This window comes from Mucilaginibacter sp. SMC90 (assembly GCF_022811725.1).
GTDB lineage: Bacteria > Bacteroidota > Bacteroidia > Sphingobacteriales > Sphingobacteriaceae > Mucilaginibacter.
Genome location: NZ_CP094527.1, coordinates 59,247 through 77,148 on the forward strand (window position 1 = coordinate 59,247; position 17,902 = coordinate 77,148).

The 17,902-nt window shown below is 43.4% G+C and carries 17 protein-coding genes; 13 read left to right on the forward strand and 4 right to left on the reverse strand.

Annotated elements, in window-relative coordinates; translation table 11 throughout:
- Positions 1-118 precede the first annotated feature (118 nt).
- From MTO98_RS34380 to MTO98_RS00270, 6 genes are all read left to right on the forward strand, one after another.
- Positions 119-385, forward strand: coding sequence for a hypothetical protein (locus MTO98_RS34380; RefSeq protein WP_371825396.1), 267 nt, complete (start codon positions 119-121; stop codon positions 383-385).
- Complete coding sequence (locus MTO98_RS00250; RefSeq protein ID WP_371825397.1) at positions 327-1,097, forward strand: alpha/beta fold hydrolase; 771 nt, start codon at positions 327-329, stop codon at positions 1,095-1,097. The genes MTO98_RS34380 and MTO98_RS00250 overlap by 59 nt, the downstream gene beginning before the upstream one ends.
- 163 nt (positions 1,098-1,260) lie before the next feature.
- The gene (gene tsaE, locus MTO98_RS00255; protein WP_243484455.1) at positions 1,261-1,677 is read left to right on the forward strand and encodes a tRNA (adenosine(37)-N6)-threonylcarbamoyltransferase complex ATPase subunit type 1 TsaE; all 417 of its coding nucleotides are present in this window, start codon (positions 1,261-1,263) and stop codon (positions 1,675-1,677) included.
- A 52-nt stretch (positions 1,678-1,729) separates the two neighbouring features.
- On the forward strand, positions 1,730-2,956 hold the full coding sequence (locus MTO98_RS00260) for an alanine dehydrogenase (RefSeq protein WP_243484456.1): 1,227 nt from the start codon (positions 1,730-1,732) through the stop codon (positions 2,954-2,956).
- A 1-nt stretch (position 2,957) separates the two neighbouring features.
- On the forward strand, positions 2,958-3,641 hold the full coding sequence (locus MTO98_RS00265; protein WP_243484458.1) for a M15 family metallopeptidase: 684 nt from the start codon (positions 2,958-2,960) through the stop codon (positions 3,639-3,641).
- A 110-nt stretch (positions 3,642-3,751) separates the two neighbouring features.
- Positions 3,752-4,762, forward strand: a complete 1,011-nt coding sequence (locus MTO98_RS00270) for a YihY/virulence factor BrkB family protein (RefSeq protein WP_243484460.1) — start codon at positions 3,752-3,754, stop codon at positions 4,760-4,762.
- 146 nt (positions 4,763-4,908) lie between these two features.
- Here MTO98_RS00270 and hisS read toward each other — a convergent pair whose 3' ends face one another.
- The gene (gene hisS, locus MTO98_RS00275) at positions 4,909-6,285 is read right to left on the reverse strand and encodes a histidine--tRNA ligase (protein ID WP_243484462.1); all 1,377 of its coding nucleotides are present in this window, start codon (positions 6,283-6,285) and stop codon (positions 4,909-4,911) included.
- 235 nt (positions 6,286-6,520) lie between these two features.
- Entirely contained in the window at positions 6,521-7,573 is a 1,053-nt protein-coding gene (locus MTO98_RS00280; RefSeq protein ID WP_243484464.1) for a hypothetical protein, read from the reverse strand.
- A gap of 620 nt (positions 7,574-8,193) precedes the next feature.
- Here MTO98_RS00280 and MTO98_RS00285 point away from each other — a divergent pair.
- The 3 genes from MTO98_RS00285 (at position 8,194) to MTO98_RS00295 (ending at position 11,469) form a co-directional block, all read left to right on the forward strand.
- On the forward strand, positions 8,194-8,934 hold the full coding sequence (locus MTO98_RS00285; RefSeq protein ID WP_243484466.1) for a DUF1080 domain-containing protein: 741 nt from the start codon (positions 8,194-8,196) through the stop codon (positions 8,932-8,934).
- A 130-nt stretch (positions 8,935-9,064) separates the two neighbouring features.
- On the forward strand, positions 9,065-10,801 hold the full coding sequence (locus MTO98_RS00290; RefSeq protein WP_243484468.1) for a GMC family oxidoreductase: 1,737 nt from the start codon (positions 9,065-9,067) through the stop codon (positions 10,799-10,801).
- A 20-nt stretch (positions 10,802-10,821) separates the two neighbouring features.
- Positions 10,822-11,469, forward strand: coding sequence for a gluconate 2-dehydrogenase subunit 3 family protein (locus tag MTO98_RS00295; protein WP_243484470.1), 648 nt, complete (start codon positions 10,822-10,824; stop codon positions 11,467-11,469).
- A gap of 239 nt (positions 11,470-11,708) precedes the next feature.
- Here MTO98_RS00295 and MTO98_RS00300 read toward each other — a convergent pair whose 3' ends face one another.
- A complete protein-coding gene (locus MTO98_RS00300) occupies positions 11,709-13,274 on the reverse strand; it encodes an alpha-amylase family glycosyl hydrolase (protein WP_243484472.1) in 1,566 nt (521 codons plus the stop codon).
- Positions 13,275-13,585: 311 nt separating this feature from the next.
- Here MTO98_RS00300 and MTO98_RS00305 point away from each other — a divergent pair, with 311 nt between their 5' ends.
- Both MTO98_RS00305 and MTO98_RS00310 read left to right on the forward strand, forming a co-directional pair.
- Positions 13,586-14,704, forward strand: a complete 1,119-nt coding sequence (locus tag MTO98_RS00305; protein ID WP_243484474.1) for a Zn-dependent alcohol dehydrogenase — start codon at positions 13,586-13,588, stop codon at positions 14,702-14,704.
- Positions 14,705-14,712: 8 nt separating this feature from the next.
- Positions 14,713-15,510, forward strand: coding sequence for an alpha/beta hydrolase family protein (locus MTO98_RS00310; protein WP_243484476.1), 798 nt, complete (start codon positions 14,713-14,715; stop codon positions 15,508-15,510).
- A gap of 369 nt (positions 15,511-15,879) precedes the next feature.
- Here the strand turns inward: MTO98_RS00310 and MTO98_RS00315 are convergent, their stop codons facing one another.
- Positions 15,880-16,491, reverse strand: a complete 612-nt coding sequence (locus tag MTO98_RS00315; protein ID WP_243484478.1) for an imm11 family protein — start codon at positions 16,489-16,491, stop codon at positions 15,880-15,882.
- A 220-nt stretch (positions 16,492-16,711) separates the two neighbouring features.
- Here MTO98_RS00315 and MTO98_RS00320 point away from each other — a divergent pair, with 220 nt between their 5' ends.
- Positions 16,712-17,164: a GreA/GreB family elongation factor gene (locus MTO98_RS00320; protein ID WP_243484479.1), complete on the forward strand. Its 453-nt coding sequence runs from the start codon at positions 16,712-16,714 to the stop codon at positions 17,162-17,164.
- Positions 17,165-17,473: 309 nt separating this feature from the next.
- Positions 17,474-17,857 carry an RNA-binding protein gene (locus MTO98_RS00325; RefSeq protein WP_243484481.1) on the forward strand — a complete coding sequence of 128 codons (384 nt, stop codon included), beginning with the start codon at positions 17,474-17,476 and terminating at the stop codon, positions 17,855-17,857.
- Positions 17,858-17,902 lie beyond the last annotated feature (45 nt).

A 17,902-nucleotide genomic window follows, 5' to 3' on the forward strand; every position in this document is an offset into this window, starting at 1 on the left:
AGCCTGTGCAAGGCAGGCTTGTGCCTCCTGTAGCAAACCTCATAGTCATCACCACGTCAAACTCCCCCTTTAGGGGGCCGGGGGGCAAACACTTAGCCTTATCACCTGTATTTTCTACATGCGCAAAATACTAACCCTCCTACTCCTGATATCTGCAAGCATCGCGGCCCGCGCCCAGTCCGATACCCTTTCTATCACACTCGAAAATGTAAAATATCCATACCCGGTAAACTTTATGCAGATAAAGGTTGAAGGACAGGACATCCGCATGGCCTATATGGATGTAAAGCCAGCCGCTCCCAATGGTAAAACTATCATGCTTTTCCATGGGAAAAATTTTGGTGGATATTATTGGAAAAGATGTGATAAAGCTATTAGCCGATAAAGGTTACCGGGTAATAGTTCCCGATCAAATAGGGTTTGGTAAATCATCAAAAGCATTTATTCATCATAGTTTTCACCTGTTGGCGAGGTTTAATAAAAACCTGCTGGATAGTTTGGGGATTCAGAAGATCACCTTAATGGGGCACTCTATGGGCGGGATGCTGGCTACCCGTTTTACGCTGATGTACCCAAACACAGTTGAAAAACTGCTGCTTGAAGACCCTATCGGCTTAGAGGATTACCGTACATTTGTACCCTATACCAGTGCCGAAGATGATTATAAAGCCGAGCTGAAAACCAGTTACGAAAGCGTTAAAAAATATTACCAAACATCATATTTTACTTCCTGGAAACCCGAATACGATTATTTAGTTGCCATTGCTGCAGGAGTAAGCAAGAGCGCCGATTTTCCCCGCTATGCCAAGGTTGCCGCGCTTACTTTTGAAATGATATACGAGCAGCCGGTTTGCTATGAGTTTGGTCTTATTAAAGTGCCTGTGATATTGTTTACCGGTAAAGAGGATAAAACAATAGTAGGCAAAGCCTTGCTTAACGATGAAGAAAAAGCCAAACACGGCCAATACAAAATATTGGGCCCTGAAACAGCTAAAAAAATCCCCGGTTGCAAGCTTATTGAGTTTGACAATTGCGGGCATATCCCGCATATTGAAGCAAAAGACGCTTTTTTTAAAGCGCTTACAGCTAATTTATAATTTAGGGATTTTGAGTATTTTTGGTAACCTTACTAATATATAAAACATGCGTCATTGCGAGGCACGAAGCAATCCCAAACTATACAGGGCGGCTCTGCTTAGTTGCTCTGCTAATCGGGGATTGCTTCGTTCCTCGCAATGACGTAAAAGAGAGTCAAACACTGTGCAACTATCTGTAAATTCATTATCCCAAATCCCTCAGGCCGCCGAAGCCATTCTGGCCAACTCGGCAGGGAACAAAATTTTTCTTTTTTATGGCGAAATGGGAGCCGGTAAAACTACGCTTATTAAAACGCTGTGTGAGCAATTGGGGGTAACCGAACAGGCTACCAGTCCAACGTTTTCCATCGTGAACGAATACATTGGCCGTGATAGCCGGATCTTTCATTTTGATTTTTATCGTCTTAAAAATCAAACAGAAGCATTGGATATGGGCTACGAGGAATATTTTTACAGTGGAGCCTACTGCTTTATTGAGTGGCCCGAAAAGATCCCCGATCTGCTCCCGGAGCATTATGCCAACATCCGGATCCAGGTTTTGGACAGCAATTCGCGAGGTATCAGCATCGAAAATATTTAGTTTATCATCCATCGTTTTTTATTATCTTCAACAGCCTTAAAAACAATACATCATGAGTTCAGGGATATACAGTGGGTTTTCGGATATTGCCAAGCAAGCAATGATGCAGCCCCAGGAGTCGTTGCTGGAGGTAAAAAGTAAAAAGAATAAGCTGTACATCGGCATTCCTAAAGAGGTTTCTTTCCAGGAAAACCGGGTGCCCTTAACGCCGCTGTCGGTAGCGTTACTGGTTAATAACGGCCATGATGTATTGCTGGAGAGCAACGCAGGGCAGGCCGCCAATTTTTCAGATAAGGATTACAGCGAGCAGGGTGCCCAGATAGTTTATGATACCAAAAAGGTTTACGAAGCAGATATTATCATAAAAATTGCGCCGCCCACAACCGGTGAAATCGAGATGATGAAGCCCGGACAGATATTGATCTCTACCCTGCAAATGGCTACGCTCAAGGCCGAAAATATCCAGGCGCTGATGGCAAAAAAAATTACAGCCTTAAGCTTTGAGCATCTTCGCGATGAAGGCAATATACTTACCGTGATCAGGGCAATGAGCGAGATTGTAGGTGCTACTTCCATACTTATAGCTGCCGAATATTTAAGCAATGTTTTTGAAGGCAAGGGCTTGATGCTGGGTGGCATAACCGGCGTTCCGCCAACCGAAATTGTGATCCTTGGCGCAGGTACGGTTGGCGAATATGCAGCACGTACAGCCATATCATTGGGTGCAGAGGTTAAGGTGTTTGACCCATCTATATACAAGCTTCGCCGCCTGCAAAACAATATCGGCAGCCGCGTTTTTACTTCGGTTGTACAGCCTATAGTATTGGAAAAGGCCATTACCTCGTGCGACGTAGCTATTGGCGCGCTCCGTGCAGAAGATGGCCGCAGTCCCTGCATTATTTCTGAAGCTACCGTTAGCCGTATGAAGCGCGATTCGGTGATCATTGATGTGAGTATTGACCAGGGCGGCTGCTTTGAAACATCTGAGGTTACTAACCATACCCACCCGGTTTTCCGTAAGTATGATGTGATCCATTATTGTGTACCTAATATAGCATCGCGTGTGGCCCGTACTGCCACTTATGCGCTCACCAATATTTTTGCACCTATACTGCTTGATATTGGCGATATGGGAGGGATCAAAAACCTCATCTGGCAAAAGTCTGGCGTACGTAATGCTGTTTATATTTACCAGGGACAGCTTACCAACAAACACATAGGCGAACGCTTTGCAATTCCCTGTAAGGATCTCGACCTGTTGATCGTATCACACAGATAATATGGTTCGCCGGTATTTGATATTATTGGTGTTTGTTGCCGGGGTATTACGTGTTAGCGCCCAGCATTATAAATACATTGATAGTACAAAAGTTTGCGGCATTGCCCGTTATAAACTACAGGTTAAAGCTAACCCTGATAAACAGCTGGTTGAAATAAAAAAATATATCCCCGAAATAACTTTGGACCTGCGGTACGCCACAACCAATAATTTTATGCACCGCCGCATGTATAAAATTGCCAAAGCCTATGCAAGGCTCCCGGTAGTGAAAGCGCTTCAGCAGGTTGAGGCCGAATTAAAAACACAGGGCCTTGGCCTTAAAATTTATGATGCCTACCGGCCTTATGCTGTCACGGTTAATTTTTACGAGCTTACGCCCGATACCAATTTTGTTGCCGATCCGCGCAAAGGGTCAAAACATAACCGCGGCTGTGCTATTGACCTGTCCCTTATTAGCCTGAAAACAGGTAAAGAACTGGATATGCCAACCGGCTTTGATAGTTTTAGCCGTAAAGCCGGCGCAAACTATATGGATTTATCCGCACAGCAAATAACCAACCGGGAAATGCTGAAAACAGTAATGGCCAAATATGGCTTCAGGGTAATATCAACCGAATGGTGGCATTACGATTTTACGGGCTGGGCCGGTTATGAGCTATTGGATATCCCTGTTGAGTGGCTGTAGCGCTTTTGAACTTCCATTTTAAAACTTACAACTTTTATTACCGTTGCCTAACAAAAGGCACCAATATTGCTTAGCCATATACAAACAGCGTTAACCTTTAATCTATCGGCATGAAGTTTTTTAGCAAAGAATATTTTAAACAACTATGGAAAGTGCTGCTGGCATCGTTCTCCGGGTTTTCAAAAGATAATGGCCTGAAATTAAGTGCATCTTTGGCTTATTACACCGTTTTTTCTATTGCCCCCTTATTGATCATTGTAATATCGGTAGCCGGTCTTGTTTTTGGGCAGGATGCAGCAACCGATCGTTTATATCCTCAAATTGTTCATTATGTTGGTAAAGGACCGGCGGCACAGATTCAGGATATACTAAAGCACCTTGCCTTGTCCGGAAAATCGGGCATAGCGGTTGTTATTGGAGTGGTTACACTTTTACTGGGCGCAAGCAGTATTTTTATCGAGATCCAGGATTCGCTCAACATGATCTGGCGGGTTAAAGCCAAGCCTAAAAGCGGCTGGGTACAGCTGTTAAAAAACCGCTTCGTGTCGTTTTCGCTGATCATTAGCCTGGGTTTTTTACTATTGGCTTCGCTTATAATCAACCTTATAATCAGTGCGCTTCAAAGCCAGATCCAGCGTTTCCTGCCGGGGATAGACTCGGTGACAAAAATATTTGTTGAGATACTTAACCTGGGCATAACCCTGGTTGTGATCACCACCCTGTTTGGTATTATATTTAAGTTTTTGCCCGATGTTAAGATCAAATGGCGTGATGTGCGTAGCGGGGCCATATTTACAGCTGTTTTGTTTATGCTTGGGCAGTATGCCATTAGTCTCTATATTCAATATACTGCCCAGGGCTCGGCCTATGGTGCTGCGGGTTCCATTATCATAATATTGGTTTGGATCTATTACACCTCGGCCATATTGTATATAGGGGCCGAGTTTACCCAGGTTTATGCCGAGGCCAGCGGAAGCCATATTGAACCTGCCGACTACGCAGTTCACATTCAACAAACGGAGGTTGAACATAAGGTAAAGACCCTCCCACCCCAAAACCCGCAACTTGAAGGAAACTTAAAAAAGGATGAGAAGGGAGATGGTAAAGAGGGCAAAGATTAACAACCCTTCATCCTCAGATAAAATATTAAATCCCGTAGCTGTGCATCCTTAAAATTGCACAGCTGCGGGATTCTTTTTTAGTGTTTAGAAATAATGCGGACCAAAATGTTTAACTGTTTACGTCCAGATCGGCGGCCTAAATGCAGTTAATTCTGGCTTACTTTTACTACGATCTCATCTGCAGTCAGTTTCTCCTGTACACCGCTTGCCATGTCCTTAAAGGTTAACAAGCCGGTTTGTATCTCATCGCCGCCGATAACAACCACGTATGGAACGTTTTTATTGTTGGCATACTCCATTTGCTTTTTGATTTTAGCGCCGGCCGGGTAAAGTTCGGCGTTAATATTGTTGCGGCGAAGTTGCTGTAATAGAGGCAGACTATAAAGTTCGCCCTCTTTATCGAAATTGCATATAAGTACCTGAGTGGTTTGGTTGCTGTCGGCAGGGAAAAGGTTAAGCTCTTCCAATACATCATAGATCCTGTCGGCCCCGAAGGAGATGCCGGCGCCGGTAAGGCCTTTTAAACCAAACATGCCGGTTAGGTCGTCATAGCGGCCGCCCCCGCCGATACTACCCATATTTACTTCGTTGGTTTTCACCTCGAAGATAGCGCCGGTGTAATAGTTCAATCCGCGGGCAAGGGTAATATCCAGTTCCAACTTGGCGGTTTGCAGCGGGCAGCGTTCTATATAGCCAAAAACAGTTTCTATCTCGTCGCAGCCTTTTAAGCCGATCTCGGATTGGGCCAGAGCCTCACGGAGGCTTGCCAGCTTCTCGGTATTGTTGCCTTCCAGCAGGATCACGGGTTTTAGTTTATTGATATCATCATCGGTAAAACCTTTTTCAAGCAGTTCTTTGATCACGCCATCAAGGCCTATTTTATCCAGCTTGTCGATAGCTACGGTCAAATCAATGATGTTATCAGCTTTGTCTATAACTTGCGCAATTCCTGATAGTATTTTTCTATTATTGATTTTTATGCTGAAATCTTTAAGGCCAAGTTTGGTTAATGCTTCGTCATAGATCATGATAAACTCAGCCTCGTTCAGTAGGGAATCAGAGCCAACCACATCCGCATCGCACTGGTAAAACTCGCGGTAACGGCCACGCTGAGGCCTGTCTGCACGCCAAACCGGCTGCACCTGGAAACGTTTGAACGGAAAGGTGATCTCGTTTTGGTGCTGTACTACATACCGTGCGAAGGGAACGGTAAGATCGTAACGGAGGGCTTTTTCGGAGATGGCAACCGCTACAGAATTTGAATTGCGTTCAATAAGTTTCTGTTCGTCAACCTTAGCAAGATAGTCGCCGCTGTTGAGTACTTTAAATATCAGCTTATCTCCTTCTTCGCCATATTTTCCCATTAAGGTAGATGAGTTTTCCATGGTCGGTGTTTCTATCTGCTGATAGCCGTATTTGCGGAAAACGGATTTAATAGTATCGAAAATATAATTGCGTTTCACCATTTCGGCCGGTGAAAAATCGCGGGTGCCTTTGGGTACTGATGGTTTAATGGATGCCATGCGGCAAATGTACAAAAAAGAGGGTTATGCGGTAGATTGTCGTGCCGGTTACTATGCATGCGGGCCACAAGCCGGGAGGCTTGCGGCAGCGATTAAAAAAAGAAAAGCGGTTTCGCATGCGAAACCGCTTTTCTTTTTTTAATCATGTCATTGCGAGGAACGAAGCAATCGCACGGGAGCATGGCCGCTCTGAATGGTATGCGATTGCCGCGCTACGCTCGCAATGACATTAAGCTTATCGTCCATGCGTGTGAAAGCTCAAGCTGCTTGCAAAGCCAATGGTAACATAACCATAGCTGTCTTCAAAAAACTGGTTGTAATCATCCTGGCCGCGGTAGCCTCCGCCAACCATAAGGGCGGCATCGGGCATAAACGGAAACTGGTAGTAATATTTCAGGCTTACGTTCAGGCGCTTTTTGAAATCAAAGCTTGAGTAATTATCATACTTGTCGGCAATGTAAGTAAAGTCGAACCGGATGCGCTGCCAGTTTTGGTATACTTTTTTTCTCTTGTCGGTTGGGTCCTCGTAGGCTTTGGCAAAGTTATACATGCGGCTACCGTTAATGCGGATAAAGCCATAATGATCTTTCAGGCCTTCGGATACACCAAGATTAAACAAACCGGCATGAACTTCCAGGCCCAGGTTATCATAACGGTTTATGATCAGGTCCTTTTTATCAAAGCGTTTACCGCTGTAATAAGTTAAAGTATAAAAGTTGGTGGTAAACTTGCCGCTGTCACGGTTAAAGCTGCCATCGGGGTTAAGTGACGGTCCGCGTACCCCGTTTGAGTGGTGCGAGTAACCGAACGAGAAGAATTTAGGATTGTACGTGTCTTCATTTACCCTGAAATATAGCGTGCCACCCGGCATAAAACTTGGTGATTTTACCGGTGCCCCCTGCGAGGCCAGCAGGCGGATCTTCACCCTTGCGGTAAACACGAAAAAGAAGCGTGATTTTGGCGTACTGAACAAAATAAAGTTAGGCGCCAGATCGGCAGTAAGCTGGGTTTTTACTTTGTTGAAGTAATCGTTCCCTCCTTCTGATACGCGCAGGTTTTGCTCATAAATATGATCGAAGGCCTGGTTAATGAGTCGCTTTTTCATCAGCGCGCTATCAGCCAGTGTATCTGCCGGTGCGGTGATATGGTTCACTGCAGCCGCTTTTAAATTATCGACAGCAACAAAAATGAACAGTGCACAAATTGCTTTTAGTGCAACCGTGAATTTGAAACGATGCGTTAAAGCCGACTTCTTAAAAGCCGGTTTTAAAAAATAAAAATTGATCAATGTAGTAAGTATTATTTTACCGATAAGTCTGGGTTGTAGTTAATTATAGCCAACCATGTGTGTTAACGTACGGTTAATTATAACGGCGCAATATTACTTATTATAAGTTTTTTTGCAATCGGGTATATGTCAGCATTAAGTAAATGTATCGGTAATCGGCATCTTGTGACATTAGCCGGAAATTATGAGTGTTTGCTGGCTGTTTCTGTGGCGCGAACGAATAAAAAATTTTTACACTAATTTTTTCGAATTAATCGAGTTACACGAATTTTTCGCTTGCATAAATTTGAAATTCGTGTAATTCGATTAATTGTGTAAAGTCTGAAAATAATTCGTGTGGAAATTTCTTATCGCGATTGCGAGCCGGCGCGAGTATTCGTGACTTTTTTGGGTTGCCTATCTACCGTAAATTGTCCATTGTAACCAAGCTTTTACCTCTGTTTTCGCAGGCTTATACTTTATTTTTGCGATAATCGTTTTAGCATTAAAAAAAAGCCAATATATTTAGCCCGACCTAAAAAAATGTTCGCTTAATTTGTAATTAAAACGTTTTATCAAGTCGTGAACTTTAAAAAGTTTTATACTATTTAAGTCACACACTTTTGTACAGAGCAAATACAATGAAACCAACAGGAGCCGCCTCAACCAACCAAAGCTATTCAAATGGCGGTTCTGATACTATTAAAAACAATTATAACTTTATGAAAAAGATCATGCTTGGCCTTATGGCTATCCCTGCCTTTTGCCTGTCGGTATCGGCGCAAACCAAACTGTTCGACGGCAAAACCACTACTGGCTGGCACACTTATTTGAAAAAAGATGTTGTAGGCTGGAAAGTTGTTGACGGCGCTTTACAGTTAGACCCGAAAGCCGAAGGCCATGGCGATTTGGTTACTGATGGTGAATATGAAAATTACGAACTAACCCTTGAATGGAACATCACCAAAGAAGGTAACAGCGGTGTTATTTTCGGTGTGCATGAAGACCCTCAATTTGGCGCAACCTACCTAACCGGCATGGAAATGCAGGTGCTTGACAACAAAGATGCGGAGGATAACAAAAAAGCTAATCACCTTGCAGGTTCATTATATGATATGATTGCTCCATCAAAAGATGTATGCAAACCGGCCGGCGAATGGAATAAAATTAAATTGCGTAAAAAGGATGGCCAAATCACTTTCTGGCTTAACGGCACCCAGATTGTTGACGTAAAAATTGGCAGCGATGAATGGAACCAGGCATTAAGTACCAGTAAGTTTAAAAACTGGAAAGGTTTTGCTGCTTATCCTAAAGGTCATATCGCTTTACAGGATCATGGTCACCTGGTTAGTTACCGTAACATTAAGCTTAAAGAGCTTTAATATTTTTTATGAACAGGGTGCGTATGTAGTGCCCTGTTTATATCTTTATACCTTAACTTAAATTGTGTTTACATGCACTGGCATGTGTAATTTCCTCTCCGTATAAGAAAGAAGGATACTTTGATATAATATGAGCGATCTGCAAATTAAAAAATCATCAGCCACCTATGATGTGGTGATTGTTGGTTCGGGTGCCGGTGGTGGTATGGCCGGTTACGTTTTGGCCAATGCCGGTATAAAAGTTTTAATGCTTGAAGCCGGTGCTTACTTTGACCCTGCTAAAGATTCACAACAATTAAAATGGCCGTGGGAGTCGCCGCGCCGTGGTGCCGGTACAACCCGCCCTTTCGGCGACTTTGACGCTGCTTATGGCGGCTGGGACATCGATGGCGAGCCTTACACTACAAAAGATCAAACCGAGTTTTTCTGGTTCCGTTCGCGTATGCTGGGTGGCCGCACCAATCACTGGGGGCGTATTTCATTAAGGATGGGCCCGCGCGATTTTCAGGCCAAAGACGGCCTTACAGATGACTGGCCAATCACTTACGATGATGTAAAACCGTACTATGATAAGGTTGACCGTATGATTGGTGTTTACGGTACCAAAGAAGGTTTGGAAAACGAACCGGATGGTATTTTCCTCCCTCCGCCAAAACCGAGGCTTAATGAGCTGTACATTGTACAAGGCGCTCAAAAGGCCGGCGTTAAAATTATTCCTGGTCGTGGTTCGGTATTAACCGAGGCTTTGCCGGGTAATAAAGACCGTGGCGCATGTTTCTTTTGCGGACAGTGCGGCCGCAGCTGTAAAGTTTACGGCGACTTCTCAGCATCGTCATGTTTGGTGATCCCGGCTATAAAAACCGGTAACTTAAAAGTGATCACCAATGCTATGGTGCGCGAAGTTATCACCAATGCCGAAGGCCTGGCCGTAGGTGTATCATATGTTAATAAAGAAGATTTGCAGGAGTACCAGGTTAACGCAAAAACGGTTATCCTTGGTGCAAGCGCAGGCGAATCGGCCAGGATCCTGCTTAACTCAAAATCTGCCCAGCATCCGGGTGGTTTGGCTAACAGCAGCGGTGTTGTTGGTCGTTATCTGCATGACTCTACCGGTTCAAGCGCGGGCGGTTTCCTTCCTCAGCTAATGGATCGTAAGCGCTATAACGAGGATGGTGTTGGCAGTGTGCATATTTACTCGCCATGGTGGCTGGATAATAAGAAACTGGATTTTCCGCGTGGCTACCACATTGAGTATGGCGGTGGTTTACACATGCCTTCATACGGCTTCAGCGGCGGTATCCAGAATATGAATGGTGTTGTTCCCGGTCGCGATGGTAAAATGAAAGAAGCAGGCGGTTACGGAGCTTCGTTAAAAGATGACTACCGTCGTTTTTATGGTACACAGTTTGGTATGGCCGGTCGTGGTACTGCCATTGCCCGCTATGATAACTATTGCGAAATAGATCCAAACGTAGTTGATAAATACGGCATCCCGGTATTGCGTTTTCACTACAAATGGGCTCCCGACGAAATAAAACAGGCTAAGCACATGCAGGAAACCTTCCAGGAGATCATGCATAATATGGGTGGGGCTATATATGGCGGGCCGCAAGGTCCTGAAACCAATTATGGTTTGGAAGCTCCGGGCAAGATCATTCACGAGGTTGGTACTATCCGTATGGGTAACGATCCTAAAAAATCGGCCTTAAATAAATGGTGCCAGGCGCATGATTGTAAAAACCTGTTCGTAGTTGATGCCGCTCCGTTTGTGCAGCAAGGTGATAAAAATGCAACATGGACTATTCTTGCATTGTCAATGCGTACTGCAGAATACATCATTCAGGAAAGAAAAAAATTAAACGTTTAACAAGCTAACATAACAATTTTATGAACAGACGTGACTCCCTTAAAGCCCTTGGCTTAGGAACACTTTCGGCAGGATTATTACTGGAGGCCTGTAAAACCGATACTAAAAAAGGCGCAGAAGAAGCCGTTGCCCCAGCAGCCGGCGACGAAGTTGGCCGCCAGCCGTTTGAGGTTGAGCGCGACAAAAAGCTGCATGCCGATAAATTTTTTACTGCTACAGAAATGGCTACCATCACTGTACTGGCCGATATCATTATCCCTAAGGATGAAAAATCGGGCAGTGCTTCTGATGCTAAAGTGCCCGATTTCATCGAGTTTATTGTAAAAGATATGCCCGATCATCAAACCCCAATGCGCGGTGGTTTACGCTGGCTGGACCTGCAGTGCCTTAACCGTTTTGGCAAGCCTTTTACCGATTGCACTAAAGATCAGCAAATTCAACTGGTTGATATGATTGCTTATCCTAAAAAAGCCAAACCTGAAATGGCCCAGGGTGTAGCCTTCTTTAACCGTATGCGTGATCTTACTGCATCTGGCTTTTTCACCAGCGAAATAGGCGTCAAAGATATTGGCTACGCAGGTAATCAACCCGGCAAATGGACAGGTGTACCTGATGATATCCTGAAGCATTACGGCATGGAAAATGTGAAAGCTTCGGCTTCGATGTAAATTAATTTTTGTCATTGCGGGGAGGGATGACGAAGCAATCTCGTAGCTATGCCGGGCGGCCATGCTTCCGTGCGATTGCCACGCTGCGCTCGCAATGACATTTTTTTAGAACTTACTATTCTTGCGCTCGTTTGTAACGAGTGCTTAACCTGGGTTTGCGTTTATAACGCGACGGGCGATACAATCGCCAAACCATATTAAGCGCTCGTTGCAAACGAGCGCAAGTTTTAAATAGGGTTTTACTTCAACTCCCATGCCCCTACCCCAAACGCAGGCAAATTAACCGACAGCTTCTCTCCTTTTATAACCGGTTTTTCATCTCCAATAATATTAACGGGCTTTCCATTAGCGTCGATAGTTACCCCCGTTTCTTTGTCTGCCAGATTTATAGCCACCAGTATCGTTTGCCCGGCATCTTTCCTCAAAAACGTAAATACGTGATCATTATCATTGCTGATGGTTTTGTAGCTGCCATTAACAAAAGCCGGGTTTGCCTTGCGGATAGCGATCGTCTGCTTATAGTAATGCCATAACGAATTTGGATCCTGTTTTTCTTCTTCAAGGGAGATCCCATCATTAGGTTTATCGTTATTGAACTGATCTTTCCAAGGGCCGGTTTGTTTATACCATAAAGCCATACCCTTGCCTGTATCGCTTTTGTACCATTCAAAGGCCTCCCTGTCGGGAATCTCATTGGCATCGGTAGCGCCGAAGTTTGCCGAAGTGCCGGTCATCCCAAGCTCTTGCCCGTAATAAATTGCCGGGATACCACCCATTAGCAGGTTAAAAGCACAACCTGCCTTCATCTTTGCCAAATCACCCTTTACTGCATAACTAAAACGGGGAACGTCATGATTTTCGATAAAAACAACCTGCTGCTTTCCCGAAGGAAGCATTGCCAGTGTCGAGTCGGCATTGGCCAACAGCAACTTTTTATCAAACGACCGGATAGCAAAACATAACCGCAACCCAAATACCCGGTCAACGCCACCATGTTCAAGGTATTCTGTGCCAAGACTAAACCAGTTGGCCTGCTCGGCTACTATCTTTATTTTAGGATTGATGACCCGCAATTTGGTTAGCAAAGGGTTCCAGAAAGTATCAAATAAATGCGGAAGGCGGCCTTTGTTATCCAGGTTATCCATCATATGATCAAGCCGGAAACCATCTACCCCATCATCAAATTTGCCATCGCCATTAGGGTCTGTCCAATAGCTGAACAGTTTAAGGTTGTAAGCTTTTGAGGCGTCGCTGTTAAGATTGGCGGTAGTTATTTTACGGGTTATACCGTCATAGCCTTTAAGTTCGGTTAGGTTATACACTATGGTTGATGGTTTTTTATTGTCCTTGTCATCCCATAAAATATAATCGCTATACGGCGATTTAGGATTGCCGAAGGCTTCCTTCCACCAGCGCGAATCTTCAGTAACATACTGGGTTTCCATATCCATATAAAACTTCATACCCCGGCGGTGAAGTTCTTTGATCAGTTTAAGATAGTCGGAAAGGGTGCCGTATTTCGGATCGATCTTTTCAAAATCAACAGCAAAATAGTTATGATAAAAAACGGATTCATAAAGCGGGGTTAACAGGACGGATGTTACTCCAAGCTCCTGCAAATAATCGAGCTTTTGGCGGATGCCGTTCAGGTCGCCATGATAATCGCCATTACTGTCATAAAAGCTTCGCTGAAATATATGATAGATGATTTCGTCATTGTCAGCTGTTTTTGCCTGGGCGTTAACTTTAGTAAAAATTAATCCAAACGATAAACAAACTATGGTAAATAGTCCACTTAGTTTCATGGTGTTTTATGATTGGTGTTTAAAGTAACGTAATGTGCTGATAATTAACAATTACTATAGGTGTGAAAAAATGGCTTATTTTATCCTTTGCCGATTTAAATAATAGGCCAAACACACCAAAAGACAATATTGGGGATAAAATATGCCATTTTTTGGACAATTTGCCAAAGTTTTAAAACCGTATGTTAATCTATTTTTGTTGTATAAGTTAAGTGTATTTAACACTACTAAAATGTTAAGCTTATGGCTTTAGCTATTGTTTAGCGCCGGTTTTAGTGGCCTATGAAAAGCACTCAAGACATATCCTAATTATGGCTATAAAATGTAAGGCAGCTATTGCCGATGGAAAGAGTGGTTTTTCGATACAAGATATTGTGGTGAACCAACCCAAAGATGATGAAGTGCTGGTTAAGATAAAGGCAGCGGGACTTTGCCATACAGATCATGACTCATTAAATTGGGGCAAACAACTTATTATAGGGCATGAAGGTGCCGGTGTTGTGGTTTCGGTTGGTAAAAATGTTAGCAGCGTATTACCCGGCGATAAAGTGATTTTAAACTGGGCCATGCACTGCGGCAAATGCTTTCAGTGCCTTGAAGGTAATCAGCATTTGTGTGAAGTAGCCTCGCCGGTTGCAGCCGGCGGCAATGGCTATACCCCGGGTCATGCTGATCTTGAGGGAACAACGCTTAACGGCGAACCTGTTTTGAGGTCTTTCAACATTGGCACAATAGCAGAGTATACGTTGGTAAAGGAGTCGGCTGTGGTAAAAAACACGTCCGAAACCATGTCGTTCCCCGCAGCAAGCATCATCAGTTGCGGTGTGATGACAGGTTACGGTTCGGTAGTAAATGCAGCTAAGCTAAAAGCAGGCTCATCGGCGGTGGTGCTGGGCACAGGCGGCGTGGGCCTTAATGTGATCCAGGGCGCAAAAGTTGCACAAGCCGGTAAGATCATCGCTATTGACATTAATCCCACCAGGCTTGAAATGGCTGTTAAATTTGGTGCCACGCATATAATTTTGGCTGCCAAGGATGATAACGGCTTACTCAAAGCAGCCGAAGAGGTAAAAAAACTTACCGGCGGCCGAGGTGCCGACTATGCATTTGAATGTACCGCGATACCTGAGTTAGGCGCGGCCCCTTTAGCTATGGTGCGCAACGCCGGTACGGCAGTACAGGTAAGCGGTATTGAGCAGGATATCACCATTGATATGCGCCTTTTTGAATGGGATAAAATTTACATCAACCCGCTTTATGGCAAATGCCGCCCGCAAATTGACTTCCCCGAAATAGTACAGCATTATACCGGCGGGAGCTTACTGCTCGAAGAAATGATTACACGTACATACTCTATAAACGAACTTGATAAAGCTTTTGACGATATGCTGAAAGGCAAAAACGCAAAAGGGGTTATCGTTTTCGACTAAACAAGCCCATGCCATTTAAAACTACCGAGATTTCTAATCCGCAATATGAAAGTAATCAGCTACGGTTTATAACTGTAAAAACCCCCAATTTAAAAGGCAGGGGGGATATTTGCGTGTATGTGCCGTCGGGGGCCAATAAAAGCGAGGTTTTACCCATTGTAATATTACTGCACGGCGTGTATGGTAGCGCATGGAGCTGGGCCATGAGCGCAGGCGTGCATTTAAAAACCAATGAGCTTATTCAAAAAGGCGAATTGCCAAGAATGATACTGGCCATGCCATCAGACGGGCTTTGGGGCGATGGCTCGGGCTATTTACCGCATAGCGGGTTTAATTTTGAACAATGGATAGCCGAAGATGTACCTGCAGCTGTAATGGAAAATATCCCTGGTGCTAAGCAAAATTCTCCATTGTTTATTGCCGGCCTTTCTATGGGAGGTTTTGGCGCTTTAAGGATAGGTGCCAAATACGGGCATAAGTTTAAAGCAATTTCTGGCCTTTCATCTATAACAAGTTTGCCGCAAATTAAGCTTTTTGCAGGCGAACCTTTAAAAACTTACGCCCAGGATATCGTGGCCGATGAAGATGTGTTTGCTACGTTTAAAAAATACAGGGACCAACTGCCGCCTGTCCGTTTTGACTGCGGTGTTAATGATTTGCTCATTAACTACAATCGCGACCTGCACAAAAAGCTGAACAAGGAGAAAATACCCCATATTTATGAAGAAAACCCAGGCGGGCACGAATGGTCATACTGGGCGAAGCATATTTTATCAACCCTTAATTTTTTTGTCAGTAAACTGTAAGTAAGGCGGTTAATATAAACTAACCGTTGGGTTATAATGTGCGAATATCATTATTTTGTCAGTTTTGATTAGTCGAACATACCATTATCACTATAAGTAACGTTTATCTACTTTGTAGGTTAACACCTGCAAATAGTGATAAGGTTTAGGTTTAAAGCCCCCAAGCAGCGAGTGCAAGGGGGCTTTTATTTTAGAAAATGTAGAGAAGCTTTGCAAATAACGAGTTAATTCGTCCCGGGCTGTGCTATACATAAACTAAGCATGCATCAAAAATAATCATAGGGGCTGGGTGACAGATGAGTGAAGTCACAAGTTAAAAGCAGTTTGCTTTTCATCACTAATTTACAAACTCGCGACAATGAAAGCCTTTTATGATACTCTAACCTTTTCAAAATTCAAACCTGACATTTGTTCTTTTTGTATAGCTCCTTTCAATTCCTGACTTACATAAATGGCTGATGGTATTTTCCATAAATTGCCGGGAGTAGGTTTTGTGAATACCGTATATCCCTTAATTTTTGAATGCGAAAAGCATGGTACAATTATTCTATCTGTCCCTTTTATAAATATTGTTTTTTCAACGTCTAAAACATCTAATGACTGCTTAAATCGCAACAAAAAATATATTCTCTGTTCATTATTGCCATTTACCTTTACTGAAATCCAATCGACACCTTCATGGCCCGTTAATTTACTATCTATAGTCGCCTTGAGTTTTTCTGAAAACAAAGGTGTTGCAGAGTCATTGGGGAGATAATCTAACCAAATTTTATCTAATGAGCTTAGATCATCATCTCGTTTCAATCCACCTTTTTGTACCGATAATCTAAATAATTTTAACTCGAAAGGTAAATCAGTCGTATTATCTAAATCGTTTATTAATTCATAAACGGATTTGCTTCCTTCCGGAGCAAACGCACTTGCTATAGCTTTGCTATTATTGGGCCCTCCTAATAAAAAATATGAGTTTATTATTTCCATGCTGTTTTACGTAAAAGTTGTAAGGTTTGTATTGCCGGTTGTTTAAAATGTTTTGCTCAAATGAATAAATGTAAAAAACATTTCTATCTCCTCAAGCGGCGTTTGCTATCGATTTCACTTCCTGCAATGTAAAATCATGATATGCGTTAGGGAGGCTTGTTTTTCTTTCAGGCAGATGTTGATCTTTTCGTTTACTTTAGTTGCCTGTTTAATATCCTTAATGAGCGATCTGAAGAAAGAATTACATCAGCTATGTGTTAACCATGTGCGTAAAATTATGGAAGCCACAGAGCTTGCCATTGCCGATGCGCAAAAATCCTCAACTGATGATACGAAAAGCAGCGCGGGCGATAAATACGAAACCGGGCGGGAAATGGCGCAGCAGGAAACCAACCGCAACATGGCGCAGCTTAATGAAGCCAACAAATTGTTAGTGGCCTTAAATCGCATAGGTACAACAGGGGCATCAGTACATGCCGAGCCTGGCAGCGTGATAGTTACCAATAACGGCAATTTTTATCTGGCTATAAGTGCGGGAGCTTTAACGCTTAATGGCAAAACATTTTTTGCGGTGTCTCCTGCATCGCCGGTGGGCAACATGCTTAGTGGTAAAAAGGCCGGAGACGAGTTTGTATTAAATGGGAAGCACTATAAAATAGAATCGGTGCTTTAGTTTTGACGCCGATTTATGGGCGCTGAATAATTTTTTTGTTACGTTAATATTAAAAAAATACTGGCGCGTGCGTTTTTCATAATTATTTTACAAAAACACCCCGTTTTTAAAACAAAACGGATATCCCTTTGTATTAATGGGTTGACTAATGCCAATTATGTTCACAAAACCTGTGAAAAAATAATTTTTTTTAAAATAAAAGCACTCATTCACATAAACATGCAGTAATCATCAAATATCTATTACTATATTTGATGTTAACAAAACGTGGGTAATTAACAAAGCATGCCCATTAAAAACTAAATATTAATGAACATATTCGTAGGAAGTCTTCCTTTTACTTTAGGGGAAGCCGATTTAAAACAGCTTTTCGAAGCTTATGGTGAAGTTAACTCAGTAAAAATTATTATTGACAGGGAATCAGGAAGAAGCAAAGGATTCGGATTCATTGAAATGGCAGATGATGAGGCGGCACAACAAGCTATAAGCAGCCTAAACGGTTCTGAAGTTAAAGGAAGATCAATTGCAGTAAGCCAGGCAGAAGAGAAAAAACCAGGTGGCGATCGCAGAAGCAGTGGCGGTGGCTACGGCGGCGGTAACCGCGGTGGCGGTGGTTACGGTGGTGGCAACCGCGGCGGCGGTGGCGGCGGCTATTCAAGAGATAATCGTGGCGGCGGCGGCAAAAGCTGGTAAAATATAACCTAAAGTAAAATACCGGGCTCATTAAACCGGTATTTT